14 protein-coding genes are annotated in these 13538 nt (G+C 48.9%); 9 read left to right on the top strand and 5 right to left on the bottom strand.

All coding sequences use genetic code 11. From position 1 onward, the window contains the following. The 4 genes from ACYVB1_RS02495 to ACYVB1_RS02510 form a co-directional block, all read left to right on the top strand. Window positions 1-364 (top strand): IS1 family transposase (locus tag ACYVB1_RS02495; RefSeq protein ID WP_460920165.1); only part of this gene is annotated, 364 nt, incomplete at its 5' end. A gap of 1 nt (window position 365) precedes the next feature. After that, window positions 366-710, top strand: a complete 345-nt coding sequence (locus ACYVB1_RS02500; protein ID WP_460920167.1) for an STAS domain-containing protein — start codon at window positions 366-368, stop codon at window positions 708-710. 6 nt (window positions 711-716) lie between these two features. Then, complete coding sequence (locus tag ACYVB1_RS02505) at window positions 717-1091, top strand: STAS domain-containing protein (protein WP_460920169.1); 375 nt, start codon at window positions 717-719, stop codon at window positions 1089-1091. A 232-nt stretch (window positions 1092-1323) separates the two neighbouring features. Continuing rightward, a complete protein-coding gene (locus ACYVB1_RS02510) occupies window positions 1324-2592 on the top strand; it encodes a metal-dependent hydrolase family protein (RefSeq protein ID WP_460920171.1) in 1269 nt (422 codons plus the stop codon). A 13-nt stretch (window positions 2593-2605) separates the two neighbouring features. Here ACYVB1_RS02510 and ACYVB1_RS02515 read toward each other — a convergent pair whose 3' ends face one another. Continuing rightward, window positions 2606-3523 carry a mechanosensitive ion channel family protein gene (locus ACYVB1_RS02515; protein ID WP_460920173.1) on the bottom strand — a complete coding sequence of 306 codons (918 nt, stop codon included), beginning with the start codon at window positions 3521-3523 and terminating at the stop codon, window positions 2606-2608. A 256-nt stretch (window positions 3524-3779) separates the two neighbouring features. Between ACYVB1_RS02515 and ACYVB1_RS02520 the strand changes: the two genes are divergently transcribed. From ACYVB1_RS02520 to ACYVB1_RS02530, 3 genes are all read left to right on the top strand, one after another. Continuing rightward, window positions 3780-5195: a sugar MFS transporter gene (locus ACYVB1_RS02520; RefSeq protein WP_460920175.1), complete on the top strand. Its 1416-nt coding sequence runs from the start codon at window positions 3780-3782 to the stop codon at window positions 5193-5195. Between the two features lie 171 nt (window positions 5196-5366). Then, the gene (locus ACYVB1_RS02525) at window positions 5367-6266 is read left to right on the top strand and encodes an alpha/beta hydrolase family protein (RefSeq protein ID WP_460920178.1); all 900 of its coding nucleotides are present in this window, start codon (window positions 5367-5369) and stop codon (window positions 6264-6266) included. A gap of 468 nt (window positions 6267-6734) precedes the next feature. Beyond that, on the top strand, window positions 6735-8108 hold the full coding sequence (locus ACYVB1_RS02530) for an ammonium transporter (RefSeq protein WP_460920180.1): 1374 nt from the start codon (window positions 6735-6737) through the stop codon (window positions 8106-8108). Window positions 8109-8316: 208 nt separating this feature from the next. Here ACYVB1_RS02530 and ACYVB1_RS02535 read toward each other — a convergent pair whose 3' ends face one another. After that, entirely contained in the window at window positions 8317-8895 is a 579-nt protein-coding gene (locus tag ACYVB1_RS02535) for an AraC family transcriptional regulator (protein WP_460920182.1), read from the bottom strand. A 257-nt stretch (window positions 8896-9152) separates the two neighbouring features. On the opposite strand from ACYVB1_RS02535, the gene ACYVB1_RS02540 reads away from it, so the two are divergent. After that, window positions 9153-9560, top strand: a complete 408-nt coding sequence (locus ACYVB1_RS02540; protein WP_460920184.1) for a hypothetical protein — start codon at window positions 9153-9155, stop codon at window positions 9558-9560. A 66-nt stretch (window positions 9561-9626) separates the two neighbouring features. Here the strand turns inward: ACYVB1_RS02540 and ACYVB1_RS02545 are convergent, their stop codons facing one another. Together ACYVB1_RS02545 and ACYVB1_RS02550 are read right to left on the bottom strand one after the other, a co-directional pair. After that, entirely contained in the window at window positions 9627-10496 is an 870-nt protein-coding gene (locus ACYVB1_RS02545) for a pirin family protein (RefSeq protein WP_460920186.1), read from the bottom strand. Between the two features lie 380 nt (window positions 10497-10876). Then, on the bottom strand, window positions 10877-11533 hold the full coding sequence (locus ACYVB1_RS02550; RefSeq protein ID WP_460920189.1) for a response regulator transcription factor: 657 nt from the start codon (window positions 11531-11533) through the stop codon (window positions 10877-10879). A gap of 490 nt (window positions 11534-12023) precedes the next feature. Here ACYVB1_RS02550 and ACYVB1_RS02555 point away from each other — a divergent pair, with 490 nt between their 5' ends. After that, window positions 12024-12422, top strand: a complete 399-nt coding sequence (locus ACYVB1_RS02555; RefSeq protein WP_460920191.1) for an STAS domain-containing protein — start codon at window positions 12024-12026, stop codon at window positions 12420-12422. A gap of 197 nt (window positions 12423-12619) precedes the next feature. Here ACYVB1_RS02555 and ACYVB1_RS02560 read toward each other — a convergent pair whose 3' ends face one another. Next, on the bottom strand, window positions 12620-13483 hold the full coding sequence (locus tag ACYVB1_RS02560) for a hypothetical protein (RefSeq protein ID WP_460920193.1): 864 nt from the start codon (window positions 13481-13483) through the stop codon (window positions 12620-12622). Window positions 13484-13538: the final 55 nt, after the last annotated feature.

The raw sequence follows: 13538 nt of genomic DNA on the forward strand, positions 1-13538 counted from the left end.
AGACGAGGTGTGGACCTTTGTCAGGCGGCGCAAAGAGTGCAAGCGCTGGCTTTTCTACGCCTACGCGCCGGAAACAGACGAGGTGCTGGCCTGGAGTTGGGGAAATCGCAGCCAGCACACAGTCGCAAAGCTATACAAGCAGCTGCAGGCGCTGGAAATCGGCAGGTTCTGCACTGATGACTTGCCGGCTTTCACCAAAGTGCTGCCGGAGGAAAAGCACATGATTGGAAAGGTAAACACCAGGAACATTGAAGGGGTGAACCTGTGCCTGAGAACAAGAAACAGAAGATTGGTCAGAAAAACAGCCTGCTTCTCTAAAAAAGAGCAGAATCACTACAACGCCNTTAGTGATAAGAGGTTTTAGCATGGCGTTAATAGTGCAACAGGTACAGGATTGTCTTTTTGTGACAGCAAACGGCTGCCTGGATGCTGAAGACTGCCGTCAGCTAAGGCAGGTTATTGCAAATGCAAAGGAAAATCATACCCGGCACGTTTTATTTGACTGTCAGCGGATTACTACCGTTACAACCGAAGCCCTGCGCATCGTACTTTCCCAGACTACACACGCAGAAACAACCGGAATAAATCTATTATTTTATCATGTTAATCCAAATTTGCAGGAAATTATAGACAAAACCGGACTCAATTCCGTACTACACATTGATCTGAATTTAAAAGAAGCATACCAGTACTGTAAACAACATACCTAGCCTTATATGAACAATTCCCTGCACCATTTTACTACTGATTTTATGCCTGTTGAGAATGGCATTATCTTAAGTATGACAGGTGAACTTGATGCAAGCTCGTCACTTATGGCCATCAACATACTGGAAAATATGGTGGCATCTGGTGTGGGTCATTTAATTTTAGACTGCAGCCAGCTTTCTTCAATTTCCTCGGCAGGTATCGGCGTAATTCTTTCTGTATACCACCTCTCCCTGGAAAAGCATACCAGACTGACACTATACGGTTTACAACCCCAGATTAAAAGCATGTTTGATGCGTTAGGCATCGACAAAATCATGCACATCACCCTGACCAGAGAAGAAGCAATGGCGCCTACGGCAATAGCTTCGCGCCTGGCTTAGGCCCACACTGTATTGTATTCGCCATAGCTGGGCCAAGATTGTGCTACCAGAGGGCAAAATCTCATAAAGCAGGGGAAAGTTTATTTTGAAATAGCTGTAGCACTTGCACCTGATGACGCACGCCATATACGGCTGCTTCTTTTTGAACCTCTACCTGAGTTTTCAACTAAAAAAGCATCTTTTCAGCTTTATTTTATAGTTTAGAACTGCTAAACTATTCGCGTATATGCACATGCTCCACATTAGAGTTCTTTTTCTGTTCATTTTCCTCTTCTCTTTTTCACTTCTTAACGCACAACCCACAGATACCTATTACCTCCTGAAGCCGGACAGAGTGTTTGACGGGGAAAAGATGCACACAGGTTGGCAGGTGCTGGTAAAAAACAACCTGATTGAAGCTGCAGGTGTCAGCCTGACGGCACCACCTACCGCCAAAATTATCGAACTGAAAGGCCAGACCTTACTACCAGGGCTGATTGAGGGACACAGTCACCTGTTCCTGCACCCTTACAATGAAACTCCCTGGAACGACCAGGTACTGAAAGAGTCGCGGGTAGAGCGTGTAGCAAGGGCAACGGTGCATGCCAGAAACACCCTGCTGGCCGGCTTTACCACAGTAAGGGACTTAGGCACAGAAGGAGTAGGCTATGATGATGTAGGCCTGAAGCAGGCGATTCAGAAAGGTGTGATTCCCGGGCCCCGCATGCTGATTGCCACCAAGGCCATTGTGGCATCGGGCAGTTATGGCCCTAAAGAATTAAGCTATGAGATAGAGACTCCAATTGGTGCCGCAGTGGCCGACGGTATTGAGGGGCTGACAAAAGAGGTAAGAACGCAGATCGGCAACGGAGCCGATGTCATAAAAGTGTATGCCGACTACCGCTGGGGCGTAGATGGCGCCGCAGCCCCTACCTTCACTATAGAGGAACTGAAGACGATTGTAGAGGTTGCTGGCGCAGCAGGCCGGCCGGTGGTAGCGCATGCCTCCACCCCGGAAGGGATGCGGCGCGCTATTCTGGCAGGTGTATCCACAATAGAGCATGGCGACGATGCCACACCTGAAATTTACCGGCTCATGAAAAAGCACAAGGTGGCGCTCTGCCCTACCCTCGCCGCCGGCGACGCCATCTCACAATACCGTGGCTGGCAGAAAGGCAGCCAGCCGGAACCGGATCGCATACAGCAGAAACGCAGAAGTTTTAAAGAGGCACTGGATGCCGGCGTTACCATTTGCATGGGAGGCGATGTGGGCGTTTTCACCCACGGCGACAACGCACGTGAGATGGAGATGATGGTGGCCTATGGAATGAAGCCGCTGCAGGTGCTGCGTGCTGCCACCTCTGTGAACGCTAACGTGTTTCAGCTACAGGACAAAACAGGCCGTATCAGGCCTGGGTTGCTGGCAGATATTATTGCGGTGGAAGGAGACCCCACAGCGGATATCTCGCATGTGAGAAACGTGCGCCTGGTCATGAAGGACGGAAAGCTCTATAAGCAATAGCCGCCTACCTGCGCTAAAGGGGTTGCTGCTCCGGCCCCTGCCGTGCTGTGCCTTGGTAAAAACGGGTGGTAGGGTAAGCGAAGTGTATATCCGGAGCGGCCAGAAACCGTGTCAGCACCTCTTCCCATATAAGATGGGAACTCTGTCGGCGACGCATTACCCCGCACAGGTACCGGACTGTGAGTTGGATGCCGTTCTCACGGACAGTGGTATAGAGTTTCGGCTGCAGGTCCTCGTAAAAAATGAGGTGCCGCTGCGACTGTCGCTTTACCTGCTGCACGGCTGCCTCGCTGAGTTGCTCCGCATGCCGGGCTGTTATTTCCTGCAGTATTTGCTTCGCTTTCTGCCAATTGCTTTCAAACGTGATGTTTACCGGTATCTCCTGCCACACAAAAGGAAAGCCATAGTTGTAATTGGCCTGTGGCTCCATGAACACCCGCGCGTTTGGCACATTCACCACCCGGCCTGTCGCCTGATCAGCGTCCACCCAGCCCCTGATCTCGTTCAGGGTAAACTGGAACAGCCGGATATCAATCACATCTCCGATGGTGTCGCCTACCTGAATGCGATCCCCTATCCTGAAAGGCCGCTTCCAGAGAATATAGAGCCACCCGGCCATGCTCAGCAGCGGGTCCCGCAGGGCCAGCACCAGACCAGCCGACAGAAGCCCCAGAAATGTAGCAATGGATTCAAACCCATTGAACCAGATGTTCGAGAGGAGCAAAATGGCAATACCAGTGGCCACATAGTTGGTAAACCTTCGCCATTGGTATTGCTTCCGCAAATCATTTTCGCGCCGGAAGATGGCCCACAAAAGTATTCTGCTGAGCAGCCAAAGTACCAGTATCACCCCTGCCGAGTAAAACAGGTCGTGATAGAATCCTGCTGTCAGGCCAGTGTTTGTCTCAAGCCATAAGGTTATTCTGCGCATTACGAAAGGTTTTCCCTTGCTTACGGAAATCAAGGACTCTTATGTTTTTTCCTGAACCGGGGAGGCTACCGTCACTTCTGCTGTATGGCCCAACCTGAAAATTTTATTTTACGGCTTCAGAGAGGGGCATTGGTAATTGTACAGAATCATTCTAACTTGATAACCTTTATCTGCTATGCATAACTTATTACCTTAATGAGAAGCTTAGCAGCTGGAATACCTTACCTGTTTCTTACTCAAACAACAGCAATCATTTATGGCCGGAATTTCACAACAAGCACAAAAGGAATATACCGCAGCGCCGTCGCGCAACTACAGTGCCCCCCTGGTTATTGTGACCCTCCTATTCTTTATGTGGGGATTCATCACCTGTATGAACGATATCCTCATCCCGAAGCTACAGCAGGTGTTTACGCTGCAGCTCTGGCAGGCGATGCTCATTCAGACCGCCTTCTTCGGAGCTTACTTTATCGTGTCGCTGTTGTACTTTATTTTTTCCATCACCAAAGGCGACCCAATCCAGAAGATTGGCTATAAGAACGGAATTATAGTAGGACTGGTGGTAGCCGCAGCAGGCTGTGCCTTGTTTTACCCGGCTGCCAGCATGCTGAGCTATGCTTTTTTCCTGCTAGCCCTTTTCATACTTGCCTCCGGTATCACGATTCTGCAGATTGCCGCAAACCCCTACGTTGCCATATTGGGTCCTCCTGAAGGAGCCGCCAGTCGCCTGAACATGACGCAGGCCCTGAACTCACTGGGTACTACGGTGGCTCCGATTATTGGAGGTTACCTTATTTTTGAGGGGGTTAACGCCGTACAAAATACGGGTGCCGACTCTGTAAAGCTTCCTTACCTGGGGCTGGCAGCCACGCTGCTTGCCATTGCCGTGCTGATTAAAGTAGCAAACCTGCCGCGCATCCAAAGTGAAAATGGGGAACAGCTGGCACCTGATGCAGGCGCTCTGAAGTACAGGCACCTTGTGCTGGGTATTATCTGCATCTTTATGTACGTGGGAGGCGAAGTAACCATTGGCAGTACGCTTATCAACTTCTTCAGGCTGCCAGAAATTGCCGGCTTGGAGGAAGCAGCAGCAGGCCACTACCTGGCCTTTTACTGGGGTGGTGCCATGATTGGCAGGTTCTTTGGTGCGGTGGCACTGGCCCAATTCCGAAACAACAGCTACAAATACCTGATCATTGCCCTTATCAGTATTATCTCTTTTGTGCTGCTCTTCACCATCTATGGAATGAACGAGGCATTGATTGGCATAGGGCTGATTACACTGAACTTTGTGGTATTGCTTTTAGGTAAGTTCCTGCCAGGCAGAACGCTGGGTTTCTTTGCAGGTACAGTAATCATCCTGCTCCTCTTCACAACCTTTGCCTCCGGTACTGTGGCAATGTGGTCTGTGATTGCCATCGGCTTGTTCAACTCCATCATGTTCCCGACAATCTTCACACTGGCTATAGAGGGCCTTGGGGTGCACACCAGCCAGGGCTCTTCGCTACTGGTTATGGCTATTGTAGGTGGTGCCATTATTCCTCCGCTTCAGGGCTGGGTAGCAGACGCATCTAGCAGCCTGCAGCTTTCCTTCCTGGTGCCGATGGCCTGCTATGCTTACATTGTTTACTATGGCTTCGTTGGCTCAAAAGTGAAAAAGGTAGCCGCTTAGCCACAGCGCGCCCACCAATGAAGAAGCCTGCCGTTTTACTTCGGCAGGCTTCTTCATTGGTGGGTATGCTGACCGAAGTACAGGAGGAACAGGTTGCAAAATTCAACCTACACGCCTCCAGGCACGGCGGAATTGCTATTTTTGCATTCTAACGGCACCAGCAGCACGACTATGTCACGTATATTCAGTTTATTTATCTTAAGTTTTACGCTTTTGACCACAAACAACCTCTTCGCTCAGGAACAGCAGCCTAAACTGGTTTCCTGGCAGGACATAGCGGCACTCCCTGTTCCTCCTGCCGATAAAGTTATTTCCTATGGGCCTGATTCGTTGCAGTTTGGCGAGTTACGTCTACCCAAGGGAGAGGGTAAATTTCCTGTCGTGGTGGTGGTGCATGGCGGTTGCTGGCTTTCAGCCTATGACAGGCAGTACATGGCGCACCTGAGCGAGAAACTCACCCAGGCAGGCTACGCCACCTGGAACCTCGAGTTCCGCCGGGTAGGTGATGCGGGAGGTGGCTGGCCGGGCACTTTTCTGGATGTAGCCGCAGGTACCGACTACGTGCGCGAGCTGGCAAAAACCTACCCACTTCACACCAGGAAAGTAATCGTGATGGGGCATTCTGCCGGTGGCCACCTGGCACTATGGCTGGGGGCGCGGCACAACCTGCCCAAGAACAGCACACTCTACACCAAAAAGCCGCTGAAGATAAAAGGGATTGTTTCACTGGCCGGTATTCCTGACCTGGCAACCTACAGCCAGCAGAAAGGGAGCTGTAACGAGGCGGTTCCTCAGCTAATGGGTGGTATGCCAGATGAGCAACCTGAGCGTTATACAGATGCCTCCCCTACCACGCTGCTGCCGCTGCGCGTGCCCTCCCGGCTCATACAGGGTGCCCTTGATCCGATTGTGCCGGTTATTCAGAGCCAGCGGTTCGCTGAGCAGGCCAAAGCCAGCGGTGATGACTCCAAACTTATTTTACTCGAACAAGCCGGACACTTTGATATAGTGGCTCCACATTCTCCGGTATACAAGAAGGTGGAGCAGGCTGTGCGGGAGCTTCTGAATTAGATGGTAATGGCTCCTACCTTCGCAAGAGAGGCCACTGCTTAAGTGACGGTAGCCTTTTTAATAACAGCAGGGATTCCACGTAAATCACTCAGGTCGCCCAGCCGGTGCCGGAGCGGAACTGTTGGCTGCAGGCTTCATATCCGGTCAGGACCCCATTCCGATTTCTCATAGAACTTGCTCTTTACCTTCCCTTCTACAAGAAGGTGACACCTGCATGTACTTAACATAATAAACAAACCGAAGAAGCATCTTTACTGAACACCTTCGCCCATTCATTTGTCCGGAGTAAGGACTTACTTATACTCCACACTTTCTACAGTATTAACCAAATGTTATTTATTTTAAAAATTATTCATATTAAACTTTACATTAAAAGTATTTTATTAATAATTTAGGCTTTATCATTCCATTTTCACAAACAAACATAGTGTTAACTAGCTTATTGTAATACTTTTTACGAAATTAAGTATGGCTCCAAGTTTATCTAGAATCCCCTTTTTACTGCTGTTGCTGGTTGTGGCAGCCACTTTTGTGTTTCCCTCCCTGCCCTCCACTGAAAGTGCAGCGGAGATAAGTGCCGCAGACACAGCCTGGATGCTGACAGCAACAGCTCTAGTGCTGATCATGACGCCCGGCTTAGCTTTTTTCTATGGTGGTATGGTACGCAAAAAGCACGTGCTTTCTACAATGCTGCAGAGTTTTATCTGTATGGCCATTGTGACAGTTATATGGGTTGTATTCGGCTTCAGCCTTGCCTTTGGCGAGTCAGTAGGAGGTGTATTCGGCAACCCTGCTACCTTTTTTATGATGCAGGGCGTGATAGATGGTGCTCCCTGGCCGGCAGCCCCTACTATTCCATTGCTGCTCTTCGCAATGTTCCAGCTTAAATTTGCCATCATCACTCCAGCGCTTATAACAGGAGCTTTTGCAGAGCGAATCCGTTTCATTTCCTACACCGTTTTTATCGGGCTCTTCTTTGTCTTTATCTATGCACCTTTAGCTCATATGACATGGCATCCGGATGGGTTACTTTTTAATTATGGAGTACTGGATTTTGCCGGTGGAACTGTCGTACACATGTCGGCTGGCTGGGCTGCGCTTGCTTCTGCCATTTTCCTGAAAAGGCGCCGCGACGCTAGTCACCACAAGCCGGCACACATTCCTTACGTCATGCTGGGAACCGGGCTGCTTTGGTTTGGCTGGTTTGGTTTTAATGCAGGTTCGGCGCTGGGCGCTAATGCTTTGGCCGTTGTAGCATTGGCTACCACCACTACAGCCTCCGCTTCCGCAGCCATTGCCTGGATATTTTTTGATGCAATCAAAGGGCGCAAGCCTTCCGCTATGGGTACTTGCATTGGTGCCGTTGTTGGTCTTGTGGCTATCACGCCTGCCGCTGGATTTGTAACCATACCGCACTCCCTGGCCATTGGTGTTATTGCCGCTATTGTTAGTAACATAGTGGTAGACTGGCGCACACGTACCAGCCTCGACGATACATTGGACGTGTTCCCTTGCCACGGTGTTGGCGGAATGGTAGGGATGCTGCTGACAGGTGTATTCGCAAGCCAGGCTGTGAACCCAGGTAACGAAACAGGTAACGGGCTCATCTTCGGTGAAACCACCCTATTCATCGTTCACCTGTTGGCTTTGATAGCTGTGTCTGTATTTGCTTTCGGGGGCTCCTGGGTGCTTCTGAAAATAACAGATCTGATTTCGCCGCTTCGCGTAACAGCTGAGGAGGAGTTTGAGGGCCTTGACCTGAGCCAGCATGACGAAAGTCTGAATGATATAGAAGTACCTCTCCCTAACGTAGAAAAGGAACTGGCTACTTCCCGGGCCTGAACAGTGTATTCTCTTTAGTTTTTAGTTTATAGTTTAGTCCCTTACCCACATCTGCCATGCTTCACCGCTGGCGGGTGTGGGTTTCTTTTTACCCATTACACTACAATGGTTAAATTTACAGCATAAGGCAGCGATAAGCTCAGATACAAAAAAAGCGTGACAGGCCCCTTTCTGCCCATCACGCTCCTTTCATTTATGGGACCGGAACCTACTCCTGTACCCTGTCTATTGTTTTCCGTTTCTCAGCTTTTACCTGCTTAAAATGGCTCGGTGTGAGGCCGGTCACTTTTTTAAACTGGTTGGATAAATGTGCGACACTGCTGTAACCCAGCTTATAGGCAATTTCCTTCAGGCTTAACTCATTGTACACCAATAGCTCTTTTACCCGCTCTATGCGCTGCAGGATCAGGTATTTTTCAATGGTGATGCCCTCGAAAGAGGAAAACAGGTTGCTAAGGTAGTTGTAGTCAAGGCCTACTTTTTCGGCTATATAATCAGAGGTATTCACCTGCAGCTCTGCCTCCTCGCCCTGGTGCACCAGCTCTATGATAACTACTTTTACCTGCTCGATAAGCTTCGTTTTGCGATCATCCAGTAGCTCAAAACCATTGTCATGCATTACAGTGCGTATCTGCTCCAGGTCAACTTCTTTGCCTGTGGTGGCAAGTTCTGCCTCGCCTAAACTTACCTGTAATACAGTATAGCCCAGATTAGTGAGTTCCTCTGCTACTACCCTTTTACAGCGGTCGCAGACCATGTTCTTAATATAGAGTTTTATATTCGCCATAGTATAAAGCTAAAAGATTAAACAGGTAAAGGCATAAGATGCATCATAAAGGGAATCCAACAGGACAAAGCACCTGCTCAGCCTTCAAACAAGATAGAACAAACATAAAGACAAGTTATCTATTATTTCTGACTTCAGATAATAAACAACGTGCTACTGAAAAGGTCTGAGACCTTTAGCCTGCTTCCTTCTCCTAGCCTCTGTAGCTTAATTTATTGTTATATAGCTATTTTTAACTATATTCGTCAGCGAACGTGATGAATATGGTTACTGAAGTACACGATTACCTTTCGATATCCTTGAAGAAGGAAGAACAGCTGTTGCATTCCAAATGGCTTCGGAACGTAACCAGCGCTGAGTACAGGGAAGGCGTTGCTGCCATGAAGGACATTATCATCAAAGAAAGCGTGTCACTCTGGCTGACAGACTCCCGTCTGCTGGATACTATCCCCTTTGCTGATCAACAATGGATAAAGCGCGAAATCGGCCCACTCTTCAAATCCTCAAACCTTCAGCGGATTGCCCGCGTGCTCACCGATGATGTTTTCAATTATATCTCGTTTGAAAACATCATGGAACAAATTTCCAAAGAGCATAATGTTCCTGTGGAACTGGCACAGTTTTCCTCGCTGGAAGCAGCTTATGACTGGCTCCGGTTGGATTAAACACCCCCCGCGCAATCAGACCTGTTGCAGTGAAACTTCTACGTTCCCTCTTTTATAATGCCGTCGTTAATCCTCCACCAGCATTCCCATCTTTCCCTGCTGGTAATCGCGCATGGCCTGCAGAATCTCTGTCTGGTTGTTCATCACAAAAGGGCCATGAGAAGCAACCGGTTCGTTTAAAGGCATGCCTGCTACCAGCAAAATACGTGTGGGTTCTTTTGCCGTGATGGTGCACCCTTCCCCGTCGCGGTTTAGCTGAACAAGGTGGTGCCCCTCCACATCTCCATAGCCTTCCAACCTGATTTTCCCATCCAGGAGATATAGGAAAGCATTATGTTGCTCCGGAATCGGAAACGCATAAGTAGCGTCTGGCTTCATCTCGATGCGGAGCACCAGCACAGAGGTGGGTGGTTTTATCGGCCCCTGAATTTCCCCGAAGGTTCCTGCCACCACTTTCACCTGTATGCCGCCGCCCTCCAGTGCCAGTACCGGTGTTTCCTCTGCCTGTAGCGGCGTATACTCCGGCTGGTTCATTTTGTGGGCCTTTGGCACATTCACCCATAATTGTATAATTTCCTGTACCCCTCCCCGCTCATGTATATCAGCAGGCGGGCGTTCGCTATGCACCACGCCCATTCCTGCGTTCATCCATTGAGTGCCTCCTTCGTACACCACACTGTTATTGCCCCGGGAGTCGCGGTGGTGCACACCACCCTTGTAAACGAATGTAACAGGAGAGAACCCCCTGTGCGGATGTGGTCCTACACCTGAGTAGTGCGGCACAGCCCCCTCAGGCACCTCAGTAACATGATGGTGCAGTAACAGGAAGGGGTCAATTTGCTCTACCTGCTGCGTAGGTAATGGCTGCCGCACAGGCACTCCGCCCATGTCCACGTTGTCAGCATATAGCAACCGGTTTACAGTTCGATTCTTCATAGTACAGTATTTTTTTTATTTGTTGGCATGCATGGTGCATCCTGCACCTCTTTCTACACAAACAACATACAACAGCAACCTGCCTGTACTATTAAAAACGAATTTAATATAGAAATGTGTGCGCCTGAAAGCACGAACGCTGGCTAAACTTGGCCACACCACCTGTAACAGCCTGTGCTTAGCTTTTAATACACAGCACCAAATGGCCTTAGCCACTCATTTAAAAGAAAGACAAAGAGGGCAGCGTAAAAGAGAAGAGCTTCGGACCAGGCCCGGGCTTCATTCTCTGAGCTGCAAACAGAGGTGCTTTAACAGCACAAGGCGGGAAAGCAAACGCGCAGGAGTTCATTCCTGGAGAGGCGTGGAGGCGTGTTTTCTCTTCAGGAGATGATGCCGTTCAGAACAGCAAACTTGATTAGGGCGGCAGTATTCTTGGTTTGGGTCTTCTCGAGCAGGTTCTGGCGGTGTGTTTCTACGGTTCGTTTACTGGTGAACAACACCTCTGATATTTCCGCATTGGTGTGTCCTTCAGAAATGAGCTGCAGTACCTCTGTTTCCCGCTTCGAAAGTTGTTTATATGCTTTTTTGCCGTTCCCCTGGTTAAAGAGAAACTGCGGAGACTTCTTAACCCTGTGCAGCAGGTTTAAAGTTAGTGCAGGGCTGACATACTGTATTCCACCTGCTATCAGCTGTATAGCAGACAGCATCTCGTTCACACTGGTGTTCTTCAACAGGTAACCGGCGGCCCCACCCTCCAACATCTGATGCACATGCCGCTCATCATCCATCATGGAAAGTACAAGTACCTTAACGTCCGGATAATTTTTGCGAAGCAACTTCATAGTCTCATAGCCATCCATATCAGGCATACTGATGTCCAGCATCACGATATCAACAGGCGTGTGCGCGAGGAATTCCAGTAGTTCTTTGCCGCTGGCAGCCTCCCCGGCCACCTGCACAGAATTGTCCTGGTTTAACAATGCTTTGATACCTTCCCTTACTATTTTGTGGTCATCAGTGAGAACCAATCTTACCATAGTTACTTTAAAATGTCAGTTTATTTGCGTAGTTAGGCATCCGGGAAACAGGTGCTGTGAAAAACTTGTACCTGCAAATATAATGTCTTTGTCATTTCTGCCTGTTTAAAAACAAACAGAGCTTATCCTCTGCCAGCGTACATACTGCCTGCTTTTGAACTTTAAGAACAGAAAAAGAATATTTACCTATATCTATATTGCTAAATATATGGCCATGCGCACTTAATTTACCAGTTCGTACCAGCACTTTACGTAATAAACCTAGTATGATTAAGTATAAACCGCTACATTTTTGCTCATTCTGAGTGGCTATATTTGTTTCAGGCTAGGTTTTTTCATTTTCCTCAGGGCTTCCATAAAATTGCATTTTTGAGCAACGCAGGCGCTTCCTGAGGCGATTTAAGCTAATGCATCCGGACACTGTATGTTTAGCTCAAACAGGAGTGGCAACGAAGAAACATGATATTGAAGAAGACAGGTTTAGCAGTATATGAAAAAGACAGCGGAAGAGTACGGCGCTCAGCCTTTTCACGTAAAAGTGGAGCAGCTAAATAAAGTAGCCGTGATCCAGCTTGCAGGAGAACTGGATGCAAACACAGCTGTTGCAGCAGACGATGCGCTCTCTAACACTGTACAGGCTTCTTTTGAGTATCTGTTGGTCGATTGCCAGGAATTACACTACATTTCCTCTGCAGGTGTCGGTGTGCTCCTGTCCTCCCTGCACGCCTGCACAGAAAAGAAAATCAAGATTATCTTCTGTGGCTTACAGCCCAAAATTAAGAACGTGTTTTCTATACTTGGCCTGGAAAAAATCATCACCCAAGCCGATACCCTGGAAGAGGCCTTACAAGATACAACTCCTTCGGACAGGCCTACCCTGCATTCGTAAAGCAACCCTTAGTTCTAAAGAGATTGTACCTCGCCGCTACTACAGTTCTCTCCAGAACTACAGCAGGAAATACTCCTGGCAAGAAAACATAGAAAAAGCCTACCTAGAGAGGCAGGCTTTCCCTAAAAACATGACTGCCAAGTACGGGGATAAAAAAGGCACTACAGCTCATTACCTGCATACTTGAACCAGCTTAATTAGTAGTCACGGTTGCGGTCTCTGTTCACATAGCCACCCCGGTCTGAATTGGATGAATAACGTTCTTCATCCAGGATAGACCGGCCGCTGTACCCGGATGTTCCCTGGCTTCTGGAGCCATACCCGTAATTATCTGAGGAGTTGCCTCTGATATTTCCTGCACTTTCACCGTATGTACTTCCGGTACCAGCGCCATATCTGTCTTCAAAGTTACGTGTGCTGTAATCTGGCTGCCCCCTGTCTGAGTAAGAAGAGCTGCCATATCCTGATGAGTTTGACAGGTTATCCATGTCGCCCCCGCTTCCACTCATAGATCCGTAGTTGGAAGAACCGCCGAAATCGCCATGCGCACTGTAGTTAGAGCCACCATAACGTGAGCCACTGTAGCCGCCGATCGTGCCACTGCCATAGCCCTGGTCATTCTGCGCGCTTCTGTTTCGCTGCATGTCGTTTATCCTGTCATAGCGGTCTGAGGTACCTGAAAAGCCAGAAATTCCGTAGCCCTGCCGAACGTTACCAAGGGTCCCCCTGTCGCCTCTTGTATTGCTGTAGTAGTTGCGCTCCATGTCATAGTCGCGGTTGCGGTAGTCACGCGAACTGTCCCTGTCACCGAAACGGGCATTATCAGCATAGCGGTCGTTGTGATGGCTTTGGTATTCCCTTTCAAACTGCTGCTTCAGTTCTCGTCCCGGTCTTTCCTCCCGGTCGTAGCGGTCATTGCGGTCATACCTGTTATACCGGTCGTTTCTATCGTCATCATACCGGTCGTAGCGGTCTCTGTTGTTGTTATTGCTGTAGTCGTAATCGTACCTGTTGTCGCTGTAGCCACCTGTGTAGTAGCGGTCTCTGTCGTTTCTTTCCATAGTGTTTTTAGTTTTGTTTAGGTTATCAATTCATTTACTTCTTACTCTAACGGAG

The organism is Pontibacter brevis (genome assembly GCF_054779655.1).